This window comes from Flagellimonas myxillae (genome assembly GCF_023502235.1).
GTDB classification, from domain to species: Bacteria; Bacteroidota; Bacteroidia; order Flavobacteriales; family Flavobacteriaceae; genus Flagellimonas; species Flagellimonas myxillae.
The window spans coordinates 899,139-914,946 of record NZ_JAMFLY010000001.1; the positions used below are offsets into that span (position 1 = coordinate 899,139).

Annotated in this window: 16 protein-coding genes; 14 read left to right on the forward strand and 2 right to left on the reverse strand. The window is 43.4% G+C overall.

Annotation, left to right across the window (positions count from 1 at the left end):
- The first annotated feature begins 46 nt into the window (after positions 1 to 46).
- Together M3P07_RS04150 and M3P07_RS04155 are read left to right on the forward strand one after the other, a co-directional pair.
- Positions 47 to 604: a cadherin repeat domain-containing protein gene (locus M3P07_RS04150; RefSeq protein ID WP_249968633.1), complete on the forward strand. Its 558-nt coding sequence runs from the start codon at positions 47 to 49 to the stop codon at positions 602 to 604.
- Between the two features lie 78 nt (positions 605 to 682).
- Positions 683 to 2,143 carry a BspA family leucine-rich repeat surface protein gene (locus tag M3P07_RS04155; protein ID WP_249968634.1) on the forward strand — a complete coding sequence of 487 codons (1,461 nt, stop codon included), beginning with the start codon at positions 683 to 685 and terminating at the stop codon, positions 2,141 to 2,143.
- Between the two features lie 254 nt (positions 2,144 to 2,397).
- Here M3P07_RS04155 and M3P07_RS04160 read toward each other — a convergent pair whose 3' ends face one another.
- Together M3P07_RS04160 and M3P07_RS04165 are read right to left on the reverse strand one after the other, a co-directional pair.
- Positions 2,398 to 3,309: a metallophosphatase gene (locus M3P07_RS04160; RefSeq protein WP_249968635.1), complete on the reverse strand. Its 912-nt coding sequence runs from the start codon at positions 3,307 to 3,309 to the stop codon at positions 2,398 to 2,400.
- The gene (locus M3P07_RS04165; protein WP_249968636.1) at positions 3,310 to 4,077 is read right to left on the reverse strand and encodes a 5'-nucleotidase C-terminal domain-containing protein; all 768 of its coding nucleotides are present in this window, start codon (positions 4,075 to 4,077) and stop codon (positions 3,310 to 3,312) included. It abuts the gene before it with no gap.
- Positions 4,078 to 4,140: 63 nt separating this feature from the next.
- Between M3P07_RS04165 and M3P07_RS04170 the strand changes: the two genes are divergently transcribed.
- The 12 genes from M3P07_RS04170 to M3P07_RS04225 all read left to right on the forward strand — a co-directional run bounded on the left by M3P07_RS04170 (position 4,141) and on the right by M3P07_RS04225 (position 15,807).
- On the forward strand, positions 4,141 to 4,674 hold the full coding sequence (locus M3P07_RS04170) for a DUF6913 domain-containing protein (protein ID WP_249968637.1): 534 nt from the start codon (positions 4,141 to 4,143) through the stop codon (positions 4,672 to 4,674).
- Positions 4,674 to 5,564, forward strand: a complete 891-nt coding sequence (gene dapA / locus M3P07_RS04175; RefSeq protein ID WP_249968638.1) for a 4-hydroxy-tetrahydrodipicolinate synthase — start codon at positions 4,674 to 4,676, stop codon at positions 5,562 to 5,564. The genes M3P07_RS04170 and dapA overlap by 1 nt, the downstream gene beginning before the upstream one ends.
- Before the next feature lie 107 nt (positions 5,565 to 5,671).
- Positions 5,672 to 6,499 (forward strand): outer membrane protein assembly factor BamD, encoded by an 828-nt coding sequence (locus M3P07_RS04180; RefSeq protein WP_249968639.1) that lies wholly within the window; start codon positions 5,672 to 5,674, stop codon positions 6,497 to 6,499.
- Positions 6,500 to 6,518: 19 nt separating this feature from the next.
- Positions 6,519 to 6,845, forward strand: a complete 327-nt coding sequence (locus tag M3P07_RS04185) for a DNA-directed RNA polymerase subunit omega (RefSeq protein WP_097046104.1) — start codon at positions 6,519 to 6,521, stop codon at positions 6,843 to 6,845.
- Between the two features lie 3 nt (positions 6,846 to 6,848).
- Entirely contained in the window at positions 6,849 to 8,054 is a 1,206-nt protein-coding gene (coaBC, locus tag M3P07_RS04190; protein WP_249968640.1) for a bifunctional phosphopantothenoylcysteine decarboxylase/phosphopantothenate--cysteine ligase CoaBC, read from the forward strand.
- Positions 8,047 to 8,937 (forward strand): type IX secretion system protein PorD, encoded by an 891-nt coding sequence (gene porD, locus M3P07_RS04195; protein WP_249968641.1) that lies wholly within the window; start codon positions 8,047 to 8,049, stop codon positions 8,935 to 8,937. The genes coaBC and porD overlap by 8 nt, the downstream gene beginning before the upstream one ends.
- Before the next feature lie 46 nt (positions 8,938 to 8,983).
- The gene (gene recN, locus M3P07_RS04200; protein WP_249968642.1) at positions 8,984 to 10,636 is read left to right on the forward strand and encodes a DNA repair protein RecN; all 1,653 of its coding nucleotides are present in this window, start codon (positions 8,984 to 8,986) and stop codon (positions 10,634 to 10,636) included.
- A 90-nt stretch (positions 10,637 to 10,726) separates the two neighbouring features.
- Positions 10,727 to 11,539 carry an enoyl-ACP reductase FabI gene (locus M3P07_RS04205; RefSeq protein WP_249968643.1) on the forward strand — a complete coding sequence of 271 codons (813 nt, stop codon included), beginning with the start codon at positions 10,727 to 10,729 and terminating at the stop codon, positions 11,537 to 11,539.
- Between the two features lie 57 nt (positions 11,540 to 11,596).
- Entirely contained in the window at positions 11,597 to 12,604 is a 1,008-nt protein-coding gene (locus M3P07_RS04210; RefSeq protein WP_249968644.1) for a glycosyltransferase family 2 protein, read from the forward strand.
- A 1-nt stretch (position 12,605) separates the two neighbouring features.
- Positions 12,606 to 13,562, forward strand: coding sequence for a CdaR family protein (locus tag M3P07_RS04215; protein ID WP_249968645.1), 957 nt, complete (start codon positions 12,606 to 12,608; stop codon positions 13,560 to 13,562).
- Positions 13,559 to 14,146, forward strand: a complete 588-nt coding sequence (coaE, locus tag M3P07_RS04220; protein ID WP_249968646.1) for a dephospho-CoA kinase — start codon at positions 13,559 to 13,561, stop codon at positions 14,144 to 14,146. Before M3P07_RS04215 ends, coaE begins: the two co-directional genes overlap by 4 nt.
- 77 nt (positions 14,147 to 14,223) lie before the next feature.
- Positions 14,224 to 15,807 (forward strand): sensor histidine kinase, encoded by a 1,584-nt coding sequence (locus M3P07_RS04225; RefSeq protein ID WP_249968647.1) that lies wholly within the window; start codon positions 14,224 to 14,226, stop codon positions 15,805 to 15,807.
- The last annotated feature ends 1 nt before the right edge of the window (position 15,808 follow it).

Sequence of the window (15,808 nt, forward strand, 5' to 3'; positions counted from 1 at the left end):
TGTAAAATAGAGGGCATTTTTATGGTTCACTATAAAATAATAGACCATGAAGCAGAAAATTATATTTTGGGCCCTAACGATTGTCTTCGCACTTTCCTCCTGTGGAAAAGATGACGATGGTAAAAGTAACAGAGCCCCGGAAATAACTTCAACTTCGGTTAATGCACCTGAAAACACTACCGAAGAGACGACTTTTGCAACTATTGAGGCTACCGACCCCGACGGTGACGAATTTTTCTTTTCGCTTGATGCATCGGAGACCATGTTCCAAATTACAGCCAATGGCGATCTACAGCTTAAGTCCGGACAACAATTTGATCGTGCCACGGCTACGCAACACACGGTAAACGTAACGGTAACTGATGAGCATACGGCCGAATCTGAGTCGGCTGTGACCATTAATGTAACGGAAGCAGAAGAGGAAACCAATCAAGCGCCAACGGTGAACAATGAAGTTTTGGAATTTGAGGTTTCAGAAGATATTTTGGACTCTGAAACCATTGGAATTGTAAATGCAAGCGACCCGGAGGAACAAACGTTGGAATATTCGGTTGTTTCTCAAATAGAACTTATTGAAATTTCGGAAACCGGCGAATTGTCCTAAGTAGCCGGGGAGGAATTTGACTATGAAACAGCAACTTCACATACCGTTAGGGTAAGAGTATCAGATGGCGAGAACATAGTGGATACGGATTTTACCATTGTTTTATTAAATGTCGCAGATTCCCTTCCAGAGTTATCTTCATCGTTTATTACAACTTGGTCTATCGACAGTACTAATGAAACGATAAGCTTTGGGGACATTGAAAATGGGGAGTACAACTGCGAAATAGACTGGGGGGATGGTACAACAGGAACTTATGTTGGCACCACCGCACCAAGTCATATCTATGACGAACCTGGAGATTATACTGTGGCTGTTGGAGGCACATTCTCAAGGCTGAAGTTGGGAGGGACGGACTCCGCTCCCAAACTTTCAAGTATTGAGCAATGGGGAGATATCGAATGGCAAGATTTTTCGTATGCATTCACAGGTTGCACAAATATGGTCTACAATGCCAAGGACGCTCCAAACCTTTCACAGGTTACTGATTTGTCTTATATGTTCAACAGTGCGGAGAAATTCAATGGAGACCTAAGTAATTGGATTGTGACCAACATTCAGAACATGGAAGGGATGTTTTCATATGCTTCAGTGTTTAATGGCAATATCACCAATTGGGATGTCATTAATGTTACCAATATGAAAGCTATGTTTCAGGTGGCATCCGCATTTAACCAAAACATTGGAGCTTGGGATGTGGACAACGTAACCGATATGAGTTTAATGTTCTACTATGCGGAGTCATTTAATCAGGACATTGGTGCATGGAAGGTGAGCAAGGTAACCAATATGAGTAATATGTTCAACTCAGCTTTGGTGTTCAACCAAAACCTTAATGATTGGACGGTAAGCGGGGTAACTTCTATGGCTGCAATGTTTGGTTCCGCTCTTGAATTTAATGGGAATATAAGCAGCTGGGAAGTGCATAATGTAAAGGATATGAGCAATATGTTTGCCTATGCTTACTATTTCAAGAGCGATATCTCCAATTGGATAGTAAGCAGTGTTGAGGATATGAGCTATATGTTCAACTTTGCTGAGTCGTTTAATCAAAATATTAACAATTGGCAGGTTGGGCAAGTAAAAAATATGGCAGGAATGTTCAAAAACGCTTCTCTGTTTAATGCTGATATAAGTGGATGGACTGTGGACAACGTCACCAATATGAGGGCCATGTTTCAGGGAGCTTCGGAATTTAATCAAGACCTAAGCAATTGGAATTTTGGGAATGTAACCGATATGTCTTACATGTTCAGAAATGCATCTCAATTTGACCAAAATTTGGGTAGTTGGGACTTAAGTGGGTTAGTCGCACCAGGAATGGTGTCCATGTTGGATAATTCTGGCATGGATGCAGAAATGTATTCATACTCCATTATGGGCTGGAATGATAATGTGGCGAACATGCCAAACGGAATTACGGTTGGGGCCCTTAATTTGGATTATTGCGGCTTGATTGCGGATACTGCAAGGAATAATTTAATCAACTCCAAGGGCTGGTCTTTTAACGGCGATACTGATAATTGCGGAGGTGATTAACTTTTGTGACTCTAAAGAACACATGCTTCTCAATTTTTATAAAAACGCTGCTACAGCTAGATTAAAACTAGTGGATTGTAGATTAGCATACAAGAATAGAAAGATAGAATTGGTACCAAGGCCACGGCTATTTTGCGGTTGTGGCGTTTAATGCTATCAATTTGAAACTGGCAATAACGACAGCCCGTGGGTAAGTGGTTCTCGATATATCCCGAATTTCATTCGGGACACTCGAACTGACCCTGAGATAAGGTTTACACAGAAATACTCACCCCATTCGCGGAAACATTCTTCTTGGAGTCAAAATAAAAATCGATACGGCCCAAGTTTAGCCCGTAGGCCCCGACTTGGTTTACCAATACAGCATCGCCGTTTAGGTTGGTGCGAATCTCGGGTTTATCCAAAAACGTATGCGTATGCCCGCCAATGATCAATTGGGTGTGGTAGGTGTTTTGTGCAAGCTTAATATCAGAGGGTCGCTGTGGGTTTTCATATTCGTACCCCAAATGGGAAAGACAAACAATCAAATCGCATTGCTCTTCTTTTTTTAGTTGACGTTCCATGTCCAAAGCCAACTCAAAGGGGTCGTTGTACACAGTTTCTTTGTACAAGCGCTTGGTCACCAGCCCGTCTAGGGCAATACCCAATCCGTAGACCCCGATTTTAATACCATCCAGTTGGTATATCTTATAGGGCTTTACAAAACCGTCCAAAACCGTATTGGAAAAATCGTAGTTGGCGGAAAGCAAATCGAAGGTGCCGTTCGGAACCTGGGCCAATAGCCCGTCCACACCATTGTCAAAATCGTGGTTGCCGATGGTGGCGGCATCGTATTTCAGCTTGCTCATCAGCTTAAACTCCAATTCCCCGCCATAAAAATTAAAGTAGGGGGTACCTTGGAAGATATCACCCGCATCAAATAAGAGGGTATTGGGGTTTTCATTGCGAATTTGTTCCACTAAACTAGCCCTTCGGGCCACCCCGCCCAAATTGGCATATAGAGAGTGGGAACTCGGAAAAGGATCTATATGGCTGTGCACATCGTTGGTGTGCAAAATAGTGATGTGTTTTCTGCCCAGTCCAGCACAGGATTTGAGGCTTAGTCCCCCAAGTCCAACCAAGGTCGAGGCCGCTGCTGTTCGCGATATAAATTTTCGTCGTTCCATTTATTGAAGTTGTATAAAGCGGTCATCCACTTGGGCGGTTAGCGTATCCACCTTTTTAAAGTGATCGATCATGGCATTGCGAACCAGGTAGCCTGTGTCGTGTACGGAAACCATATCGCTAAAAAAGCCGATACTGGGACCACCCTGCACGAGATAATCGGAAGTGGCCACAAAATAGTTTCGGTTTTCATCAAAAGGGCTGCCGTTAATGTTCACGGATTCCAAATGGCCTGTTTTGTCCAAAATAATCTGCATCCCCGCAATCGCATGTATCCGAGAGGATCCAATCAAAAAACTGATTAATTTTCGCATGGCGGTGCCATCCAGCTCTACCACAGAAATGTAGTTTTCGAAGGGCATCACCTCGAAAGCGTTTCGCGCGGTAACATTGCCGGCCGAAATAACGGCACGTATACCGCCCCGGTTCATCACCACAAAATCCAGTTCTTTTCCCGTTTGTTTATGAAAAAGGGGCCGGGTTTCCTCCAAAAGCGCATCTGCCATAAGATTGCCCATGGAGGTATTGCGAGGGCCATCATCCAAAATAATGTCCTTTGGGGCAATGGCCAAGGTACTGTCCAATATCTGGTTGATCCGGTTTCGAAATGGCGCAACATAAGCTGAAATGGAATCAACTGCCTTATAAGTTGAATCTACTTTTAGTAAACTTCCATCAATACTCGAAAGCGTTGGGTTCCCTTGTTTGCAGGAAATTGAAACACAAATTGTTAAGAATAAAACAATTTGTTTGATTTTTAAAATACTCACTAGCGTATCTTTGTTTAAGGAGTCGAGGTAGATTAATTACCTTTGTAAAAATGCATAAAAATAATGTTTTTAAGAGGGCTCCAGGATAAATTTAAGGTAAAATCAGGTCAAAAATATTTACAAGAAGAAATGCAAAAACCCACGACCGAAGTTGATCGTGGAAAGGGCATTACCAGCATCGGGTGTATTGTAGATGTGGACAATTTTGGAAACGCTGAGGTTTTTTATGAGTTGATCGACGAATATGAACTAAGGCCCAATGCTATCAAGATCATTGGATATAAGCGTGAATACGATAAAAATTCACCTTATGCCATCCAGATTTTTTCCGACAAGGACCTAGGCTGGAAAGGCGACATAGAAAATGGTTATGTGTTGGAGTTTTTGGGTAGGGAATACGATATGCTGATCAACTACTACCAGGAGGATAATTTGATGATGAAGTTGTTATCCGTAAAAACCCAGGCGCGCCTGAAAGTGGGATTTGCAACATTGGACCCCAAAATAAACGATTTGATCTTGAATACGTCCTTGAATGATTTTGAATTGTTCAAAAGTGAACTAAAAAAGTATTTAAAGGTTTTAAACGAATTGTAATGGAACAATTAATGGGAACGGGTGTGGCATTGGTAACCCCGTTCAAGGATGATCTCACGGTGGACACCAGTGCTTTGGAACGTATTGTGGAGCACAACATCCAAGGGGGTGTGGACTATTTGGTGATTTTAGGAACCACAGGCGAATCGGTAACACTTTCCAAAGCGGAAAAGCAGTTGGTGATGGATGTGGCCATTAGGGCCAATGCCGGCAGACTTCCGCTGGTACTTGGGGTTGGCGGGAACAACACCGCAGCGGTAATTGAGGATTTGACCACTTTGGACCTTTCTGAGTTCACGGCCATATTGTCGGTTTCACCGGCCTACAATAAACCCACCCAAGAGGGGATTTACCAACACTTTAGGGCTATCGCCAATGCATCGCCCAAACCCATCGTACTCTATAACGTTCCAGCGAGAACAGGGAGCAATATGCTGCCCGAGACCACGGTGCGTTTGGCCCATGATATCCCCAACATTGTAGCGATCAAAGAAGCTTGTGGGGACATGATCCAGATAGATAAGATCATGAAAGAAAAGCCGGAGGACTTTTTGGTGATTTCAGGTGATGATTTTACGGCACTACCTACTGTTTTGGCAGGCGGGGCAGGGGTAATCTCTGTTTTGGGCCAAGGGCTTCCAGCGGCATTCTCCAAAATGATTGCATTGGGAAGTAACGGAAATACAGATGAGGCCTATGAGATCCATCATGCATTGCTTCCTGCCATGCAGCTGATTTTTGAAGAGGGCAACCCAGCGGGTATTAAAACCGTGTTCGAAACTTTTGGTTTATGCTCCGCAGGAGTCAGGCTCCCTTTGATGGAAGCAACCCCAGGACTTAAGAAAAGGATTGCAGACTTCTTAAAATCCTTTAACAGGGTGCATGCTTAACCAAAGTTAAAACTTCGCCAAAACCTTGGCAGGAAGCGGTACAGCGACTTATTTTTGGAAGTGGTTTTCTATTTTTTAAATCCGTTGATTATCACTAATTTTGCAAAATGTTTTTGAAAATGAGGTCGATTCTTCCATTACTTTCAGCCCTAATTTTGTTAACCTCCTGTAATGAGTACCAAAAAGTACTTAAAAACGAGGATGTTAAGGCCAAATATGATATGGCTCAAAAATTCTATGAAGAAGGGGATTACAAAAGGGCGAAAAGATTGTTCGAACAAATCGCTCCGCGTTATGTGGGGAAACCACAGGGCGAACGGGTCATGTTCTTTTTTGCCGATTCTTATTTCAAGACAAAGGACTATTACCTTTCCGGCTATCAGTTTGAAAGATTTGTGAAGTCATACCCAAGGAGTGACAAAATTCAGGAAGCTTCATTTTTGGGAGCCAAGAGTTACTACGAATTGTCCCCGGCTTATTCTTTGGATCAAACCGATACGGACAAGGCCTTGGCAAAACTTCAGACATTTATCAATACCTATCCTGAATCTGAGTTTTTTGAGGAAGCCAATGCCATGGCTCGCGAGCTGACCTCCAAAAAGGAAAGAAAACAAATCGAGGTTGCAAAACAGTTCAACAAACTGGGTAAGTTTAATTATCCAATATTGATCTCCGCCATAACCGCCCTGGACAATTTTATCTCGGATAATCCTGGATCTATTTATAGGGAAGAGGCATTGTACTATAGAATTGAGGCAGCGACCAACCTTGCTGTTAACAGTACCGAAAACAGAAAACAAGAACGTTTGGAAGAAGCCATGTCATCTTATAACAATTTGATGCGGTACTTTCCGGAATCCCAATTTAAAAAGAAAGCGGACGACCTGTCCGAGAAAATACAAAAAGAGCTGAGCGTATATACCAGCTCCAAATAACAGTTTAAACAATCCGTGTATGCAAGATTTGAAAAACACCAAGGCTCCCGTTTCCACAGTTACCCATAACAGGAACGAATTTGACGAGAAGACGGACAATATTTATGAGGCCATTTCCATAGCATCCAAGCGTGCCATCCAGATCAACTCCGAAATAAAGAAGGAGTTGTTGGAGAAATTGGAAGAGTTCGCCACGTATAGCGATAGCTTGGAGGAGGTTTTCGAAAACAAGGAACAAATTGAGGTTTCCAAGTTTTATGAAAAACTTCCAAAACCACATGCTCTTGCAGTTATGGAGTGGTTGGAAGACAAAATCTACTACAGAAACACAGAGAAAGACGCCTAACAAATGCTTAGCGGTAAAAACATCCTTTTGGGAGTTACTGGGGGAATTGCCGCTTACAAGACCACATTTCTTGTTAGGTTATTGATAAAAGCTGGTTCCCAGGTCAAAGTTGTAATGACCCAGAGTGCCGGCTCTTTTGTTTCCCCCCTTACGCTGTCCACCTTGTCCAAAAATCCCGTTTTATTGGATTTTGTGAACGAAGAGGATGGCAGTTTGTCCTGGAACAATCATGTGGAGTTGGGCCTGTGGGCCGATTTGATGATCATTGCCCCGGCCACAGCAAACACCTTGTCAAAAATGTCGCAGGGAATCTGTGACAACTTGTTGTTGGCCACCTATTTATCGGCCAAGTGTCCGGTTTATTTTGCTCCCGCGATGGATTTGGATATGTACCAGCACCCTTCCACCAAAATCTCCTTGGACAAATTGGTTTCCTACGGAAATACCATGATTCCAGCAGAGTCTGGGGAATTGGCAAGTGGGCTGCATGGCGAGGGCCGCATGGCGGAACCAGAGAACATTCTGGCCTTTATTCAAAATGATCTGGTGCAAGACCTGCCGCTTCATGGCAAAAAGGTTTTGATTACTGCAGGACCAACCCAGGAAGCCATCGACCCAGTTAGATTTTTGGGAAATCGCTCCTCGGGTACCATGGGTTTTGAGCTCGCAAAACGTGCTGCAGATCTAGGTGCCAAGGTAATCTTGGTTTCTGGCCCTACCAATTTAAATCTGGAGCATGACGCTGTGGATGTCATACGAATTACTTCGGCCCAAGAAATGTTCGATGCTTGCCATCAACATTTTTCGGAGGTGGATGTGGCCATTGCCGCCGCCGCCGTAGCGGATTATCGACCCAAACACATAGCCAAGGAAAAAATGAAAAAGAAGGATGGGGACCTTCATATTGAATTGGAACGAAATCCAGATATCCTGTTTTCCTTGGGTGAAAAGAAGCACAAACAGTTTTTAGTGGGATTTGCCCTGGAAACCCAAAACGAATTGGAGAACGCCAAGGGCAAGCTAGAGCGCAAGAACTTGGATGCTATTGTCCTTAATTCCTTAAAGGACGAAGGAGCCGGATTTGGGGGGTCTACCAACAAAATCACTTTTATTGATAAGAATTCCCAGATAAAAACGTTTGCATTGAAGACGAAGCCGGAAGTGGCTTCGGATATTTGGGAAGAAATTATCTCCAGAATCCATGCGTAGTTTTGTACTGTTTGTTTTAGCGCTTTCGTTGTCGCAAATCACTTTTGCCCAAGAACTCAATTGTACCATTACGGTCAACTCCGACCAAGTGGGGCAGACCAACCAGCAAATTTTTAGAACCCTGGAACGCTCCCTCAACGATTTTGTGAACAAGAGCAAATGGACGGATAGAACCTACAAGGAAAACGAAAGGGTGAGTGCCCGGATGTTCATTACGGTAACCCAATACGAGTCTGACCGATTCGAGGCCAATATCCAAATCCAGTCATCCCGACCGGTATTCAACACCTCTTACGAGAGTCCTATTTTTAATTATAAAGACAACGCTTTCAATTTCCAGTATCAGGAATTCCAACCCTTGGTGTACAACGAAAATGTTTTTGACTCCAATTTGGTTGGGGTAATTTCCTATTACGTTTATGTGATTCTAGGTTTGGACGCTGATACTTTTTCATTGGAGGGTGGGGACGATATGTTCCGGAAAGCACAAAATATTGTAACCCAGGCCCAGGGTTCCAATTTTTCTGGATGGAGCCAAGAAACTGGGGAACGATCTAGGTTTGAACTGGTAGACAATCTGATGAGCAACTCTTTTAGGGAGTATCGTATTGCCATGTACAACTACCATAGAAAGGGACTGGATATACTTGGAGACAACAACAGCACCGGAAAGCAAGTGGTAGCGGGAAGTATGCGATTGTTTGAAACTTTGATCAAGCGTAGGCCCAATGCCTTTTTGATCCAGACGTTTTTCGATGCCAAATCGGAGGAAATCCGAAATATCTTCTCGGATGGACCCAAGGTGGACATTGTAAAACTCAAGGAAACCCTCAATCGCGTAGCTCCATTTTATTCCAGTACCTGGAACGAAATAAATTACTAGCCCATTTCTCCAAAGAGCCATATCTTTACGGGGAAAATCCGTCAAATTGCTTACAAATCTTTCCATTCAGAACTATGCATTGATTGATGACATGAACGTGTCGTTCGCGGAAGGATTCACTACAATTACTGGAGAAACCGGAGCCGGTAAATCCATTTTATTGGGCGGACTCTCTTTGGTGTTGGGAAAGCGGGCCGACCTGACTTCTCTTAAGAATCAGGAGCGGAAATGTATCATAGAAGCGGATTTTGATGTTTCCAAATACAGCTTGAAACATTTTTTTGCCAATCATGACTTGGACTACGAGAATCACACCATTTTGCGACGCGAAATTTTGCCTAGTGGAAAATCCCGGGCTTTTGTGAACGATTCTCCCGTAACCTTAGACGTCATGAAAGGTCTTGGGGAACGCCTTGTGGATGTGCACTCACAGCACCAAACACTCCGACTTACCGAAAATGATTTTCAGTTAAAGGTAGTGGATGCCCTGGCAGATAATCAGGATAACCTTGTTGGCTACCGGGTTCATTTGTCGGCTTATAAAAAGGCAGCAAATGAATTGGAGGAACTGCTGGATTTTCAGGCCAACTCCAACAAAGAGCACGATTATAACAGTTTTTTGTTGAAGGAATTGGAATCTGCCAATTTAAAAGATGGGATGCAGGAGTCTTTGGAAACGGAATATGAGCAGCTGAACAATGTGGAGCAAATCATGGAACAATTGTCCCTTGGGCACCAGCTCTTGAATGACGAGCAAATGGGCATCTTGGGAAAATTGGCCGACCTCAAAAGAGCCTTCCAGCATTTGTCCGATTACGGGGATAATTACAAATCATTAAATGAAAGGGTGCAGTCCATCTTTATTGAAATGGATGATGTGGCCGGGGAACTGGAAACCCTAAGGGATGGGGTGGAAGCGAACCCGAACCGTTTGGAAACCATCAACGGACAACTCCAGTTGCTGTACGACCTCCAAAAAAAGCATCAGGTGGGCACCGTGTTGGAGTTAATTGCCGTGAGAGACCAGTTATCTGGCAAAGTGGATGCGGTGGAAAACATTGAATCCAAAATCAGGGAGAAAGAACAGGAACTTCAGCAAAAGACCAAGGAAGTGGAAACCTGGGCAATCAAAATACGGGATGCTAGAAATGCTGTGATACCCAAATTGAAAAGTACACTTCAAGAAAATCTATATGCATTGGGCATGCCCTCTGCCACTTTCAAAATAGCCATAAATCCTTCAGACTCCTTCAAAGTAAACGGAAAAGACGATTTGGTATTTCTGTTTTCGGCCAATAAGGGCTCGGAATACGGGGAGTTAAAAAAGGTCGCTTCCGGGGGGGAACTCTCCAGGATCATGCTTACGATAAAGGCAATACTGGCCCAATACGAGCAACTACCCACTATGATGTTCGACGAGATTGACACCGGGGTTTCCGGTGAAATTTCCAATAGGATGGGGGAGATCATGAAAGAGATGGGACAGACCATGCAGGTGTTTTCCATAACGCATTTACCCCAAGTAGCCTCTAAGGGCCGCCAACAGTTCAAGGTGTTCAAAGAAGAAGATGTGATGGGCACCACCACCCAAATGAAAAAACTTACCCAAGAGGAACGGGTAAGGGAACTCGCCGAAATGCTGGGAGGAAAGACACTTTCGGAATCTGCATTGGCCCATGCCAAGCAATTGCTACAGTAATCTTTGGTCCGACCATCTTACTTCTTCCAAAGGAAGAAAAATCGATTAGAATAAATATCTTTGCCGCTAAACCAACAATAATCAAGAAGAATGGCATACAATCTTTTAAAAGGTAAACGGGGAATTATTTTTGGAGCTTTGGATGAAAACTCCATTGCTTGGAAAACCGCAGAGCGCGTTCACGAGGAAGGTGGAACATTTGTACTGACCAACGCTCCCATAGCGATGCGAATGGGTCAAATCAATGAATTGGCTGCGAAGACAAACTCCGAAATTATTCCGGCTGATGCCACTAATGAGGAAGATCTGCAAAATTTGGTGACCCAATCCATGGAAATCTTGGGCGGGAAGTTGGATTTTGTGCTTCACTCCATTGGAATGTCGGTTAACGTAAGAAAGGGGAGGGCCTATACGGACGAAAAATATGATTTTACCACCAAGGGCTGGGATGTTTCCGCCCTTTCGTTCCACAAAGTAATGCAGACGCTTTTTAAGGCCGATGCCATGAATGAGTGGGGCAGTATTGTGGCCTTGACCTATATGGCCGCCCAACGAACCTTCCCAGATTACAACGATATGGCCGATAACAAAGCTTATCTGGAATCCGTGGCAAGAAGTTTCGGCTACTTCTTCGGAAAAGAAAAGAAAGTAAGGGTAAACACCATTTCGCAATCCCCAACTCCTACCACAGCTGGACAAGGAGTTAAAGGGTTTGGTGGTTTTATCAATTATGCCGAAAAAATGTCGCCTTTGGGCAATGCTTCAGCAGCCGACTGTGCGGACTATACGGTGAGTCTTTTCTCTGACCTTACCCGAAAAGTGACCATGCAAAACCTGTTTCACGATGGAGGTTTCTCCAATACGGGAGTGAGCCAAGAGGTAATCGATGAATTTAGCGAGTAAAACACAAAATCAATAGCAGGAGCCATCCTTGTACAAGGGTGGCTTTTGTATTTTGGGATGAACATAGAAATTTCCATAATAGTTCCGGTGTACAATCGGCCCGAAGAAGTTCGGGAATTGCTGCAAAGCTTAAGTGCCCAAGAATTCACCGGGGACTTTGAGGTGGTTATTGTGGAAGATGGGTCGACGCAAAGCTCGGAAGACATTGTGGATAGCTTTCGTAAAAACCTGAATATTTCCTATTATTTCAAAGCCAATTCTGGCCCAGGGGATTCCAGGAACTTTGGCATGCAAAAAGCCAAGGGGAATTATTTTATTATCCTAGATTCGGATTGTATTTTACCTCCTCAGTACCTGGTTGAGGTGGATAGGGAGCTTCAAAATAATTTTGTTCATTGCTTTGGCGGGCCCGATGCCGCGGACCAATCTTTTAGTACTGTCCAAAAGGCCATCAATTATGCGATGACCTCCATTTTTACCACTGGGGGTATCAGGGGAGGAAAGAAATCCGTGGGCAAATTTCAACCGCGGAGCTTTAATATGGGTATTTCGAGAGTGGCCTTTGAGAAAGCAGGTGGATTTGGACGTATTCACCCAGGGGAGGACCCCGATTTGAGTTTTCGCATTTGGAAGGCGGGTTTTGATTCCCGTTTGTTCCCCAATGCCTATGTGTACCACAAGCGCCGTATTGATTGGAACAAGTTTTATACCCAAGTAAACAAATTTGGGATGGTTAGGCCCATCCTGAACCAGTGGCACCCTGGAACCGCAAAACTGACCTATTGGTTCCCCACACTGTTCATGTTGGGGTTGGTTGTGTCCATTGCCTTGACCTTTATTGGGATTTATCTGCCTTTGATGCTTTACGGGTGCTACTTTTTTCTGTTGCTTGTTGATGCCTTGCTCAAAACCAAAAATATAGCGGTAGCCCAGTTATCGATTTTTGCAGCCTTGATTCAATTTACGGGATACGGCATCGGTTTCCTTAAATCCACGATCTTGCTTAATTTTAGTAACAAGGAACCAGAGGAACTTTTTCCAAAGTTGTTCTTCAAAGTAAAATAGGGTGATCAAAAAATTGTTGAAAGGACTGAACAAGAGAAAGCTAAAAGTATTTTTGCTCTTTTTGGCCTGTTCCTTCTTTGCCTGGTTTCTGAGCAACCTATCCGAATCTTATGAATCCAGGGTCAACTTCAATTTAAATTACCGAAACCTACCGGACACCTTGCTATTGGGCAACAATGCGGTCAATTCCATGGAGGCCAAAATCCGGACAAGCGGCTTTCAATTTTTGTACTATAGGTTTTGGAACAAACGAATCAATGTAAATCTATCCGATGTAGCGTACCAGAATGGGAGATTTATACTTTCCGAGGACAACCTCAAAAAACAAATGGAGCAACAATTGTCGCAGAACATTTCCCTATTGGATTTGGACCGTAATCAACTTACGGTGGACCTTTACCAGGTGGCCACAAAGGAAATACCTGTAGTGGCCCAATTGGATGTTCAGTTTGAACCTAATTTTATCTTGGATGGAAAACCAAACGTACAGCCAGCGACCATTACCGTGAAAGGTCCCAAAAATGAAATCGACACTATATTAAGTATAAATACCATCAAACTGGAAATGGCCAATGTTTCCTCCGATTTCTCTGAGCGTGTACTATTGGTGTTTCCCAAAAAACTGGTCAACAGTATTTTTTCCACCACCCGGGTCGAGGTATCCGGAAAGGTGGTAAAGTTTTCAGAAGAGGTTTTCGAGATTCCGGTGAAGGTGACCAACCTACCGGAAGGTTACAGTGTGAAGACCTTCCCTAATTCAATTTCCGTGCTGTGCCAGGCTACTCCAGAACGACTTAAAACCCTTTCGCCGGGCGATTTTGTGGTTGAGGCGGATTATCGGCAGTTGGGAAATACCGACAGCAATGAACTTTTTCTCGAGATCCGTGAAAATCCCGAAAACGTGTTTGATCTTAGGTTGATGGTCAACAAGGTTAACTTTGTATTGGAACAGGAATGAAGATTGTTGGGTTAACAGGCGGGATTGGAAGCGGAAAGAGCACGGTTGCCAATATGTTTAGGGACTTGGGTGTTCCGGTATACGATTCGGATAGGGAGGCCAAAGAACTGATGGTAACTTCTGAGAAACTCCGGAACGCAATTATCGACCTACTTGGTCCGGAGTCCTATAAAGAAGGCAATCTAAACCGGCCGTTCATTGCCTCAAAGGTGTTTTTGGGCCAAGATCTATTAATGGCCCTCAATGCAATTGTGCATCCTGCTGTTCGGGAGCATTTTCAGGATTGGGCCAAGGCACAGGAGGCTCCCTATGTAATTCAAGAAACGGCACTGATCTTTGAAAATGGGATGCAAGATCAATTCGACCATGTAATTTTAGTATCTGCCCCATGGGAAATTCGTCTGGAACGCGTGATTCGTAGGGATCAAGTTGAAGAACAGGAAGTGTTGAATCGAATGGACAACCAAATGGAAGATGGTCTGAAAGAGAAATTGGCTCATTTTAGCATCGTCAATTTGGATTTGGAAGATACCAGGCAACACGTACAAAAACTCCACGAAACACTGGTAAAACAGGCCGATTGACCTATCATTTTAACATTTTTGTTAAGGTTAGGTTAAACGGTAAAAGGCCTAAATGTTAAATTTCTAATTTTACCCCAATGAACAAGAAGTTATTTGTTCTTCTCGTCATTTTAATGAGCTTGTCCCTTATCGGGATAATTTTTGTTCAAGTATACTGGATAAGAACCTCGATAAACGACAAGGAGGAGCAATTCTCAAGAACGGTCACCGACATACTGGATAGAGTCGCAAGCAGGGTGGAGAAAAGGGAGATGAAGGATTATTCAGATCGTTTGGCCTCTTTGGTGGATAGCGTAGGGCAACCGAAGACCACTCAGTTCAAGAATTTTTTATTTGTTGATAGGGATTTAAACTCCGATGAAATTCTGTTCTATTCCCACGGAATCTTGGAAGAGGATTACAATATATCATCAACGTTCTTTGACAATCTAATAGGGGAGGAAGATTCCACGACCATTACCAACTTTACTAGCAAACGGACCCGTGCCGTTTTTAAGGAGGAGTTTGGTTTGGACGGAAAAAGATATAGCCTCACGCCCATTCAAAGGGCTGAAAAGATTGGGGGGCTGTCCAGCATTGAAAAAGCGGCTTGGGAAGACGTTTTTATGGAAAAGGCAAAAAGTGAACCTATCCATAAAAGAGTGTCCAAACAGGAATTGGAACTACTTCTGAGCCAGGAATTGGCGGATAGGAATATCGACGTCGATTACGAATACGGTGTCTATAGTCAAGGATATCCTACCAAGATAAAATCCAAAAAATTCAAATTCTCGGAATCCAAAATGTATGAGGCACGGATTTTTAAGGACAGCGAGGGACAGACCAATTTTTCGTTGTTGCTGACATTTCCTTCCATGAACAAATTTTTGTTCCAATCGATAATGGGAATGGCGCTGTTGTCCTTGATTTTCACCATAGTAATTATGGTGGCGTATTCAAGTGCAATCTACCAGTTGATCAAACAGAAGCAGATTTCTGAGATCAAAACGGATTTCATCAACAATATGACCCATGAGTTCAAAACGCCCATTGCCACGATCAATTTGGCCGTGGAGGCGATTCGCAATCCCAATTCCATTGAGGACAAGGACAAGGTGCTACGCTATTTGGGAATGATAAAGGATGAAAACAAAAGGATGCATGCCCAGGTAGAAAATGTACTTCGGATTTCCAAACTGGAGAAAAACCAACTGGACATCCGCAAGGATCGGGTCGATGTCCATGAAATTATTGAAGATGCGATTACCCATATTGAGTTAATCGTCTCGGACAGAGGTGGGTATGTGCATTCGCACTTGGAGGCTGAACGGTCGGATGTATTGGCCAACGACACGCATTTTACCAATGTGATCGTCAACATACTGGACAATGCCGTAAAGTATTCACCTGAATCCCCTAAAATAGATGTCTATACCGAGTTGGTCAAGAACAACATCATAATAAAAGTGCAGGATCACGGAGCTGGAATGAGCAAGGCGGTCCTTAAAAAAGTTTTTGAGAAATTTTACCGGGAACATACCGGAGATATACATAATGTAAAAGGCCACGGCTTAGGATTGGCCTATGTAAAACGAATAATTGAAGATCATCAGGGTGAGGTTTATGCAGAAAGTGAAAAAGGAAAAGGCAGTACTTTCTTTATAAAGCTTCCCTTAATTTAAA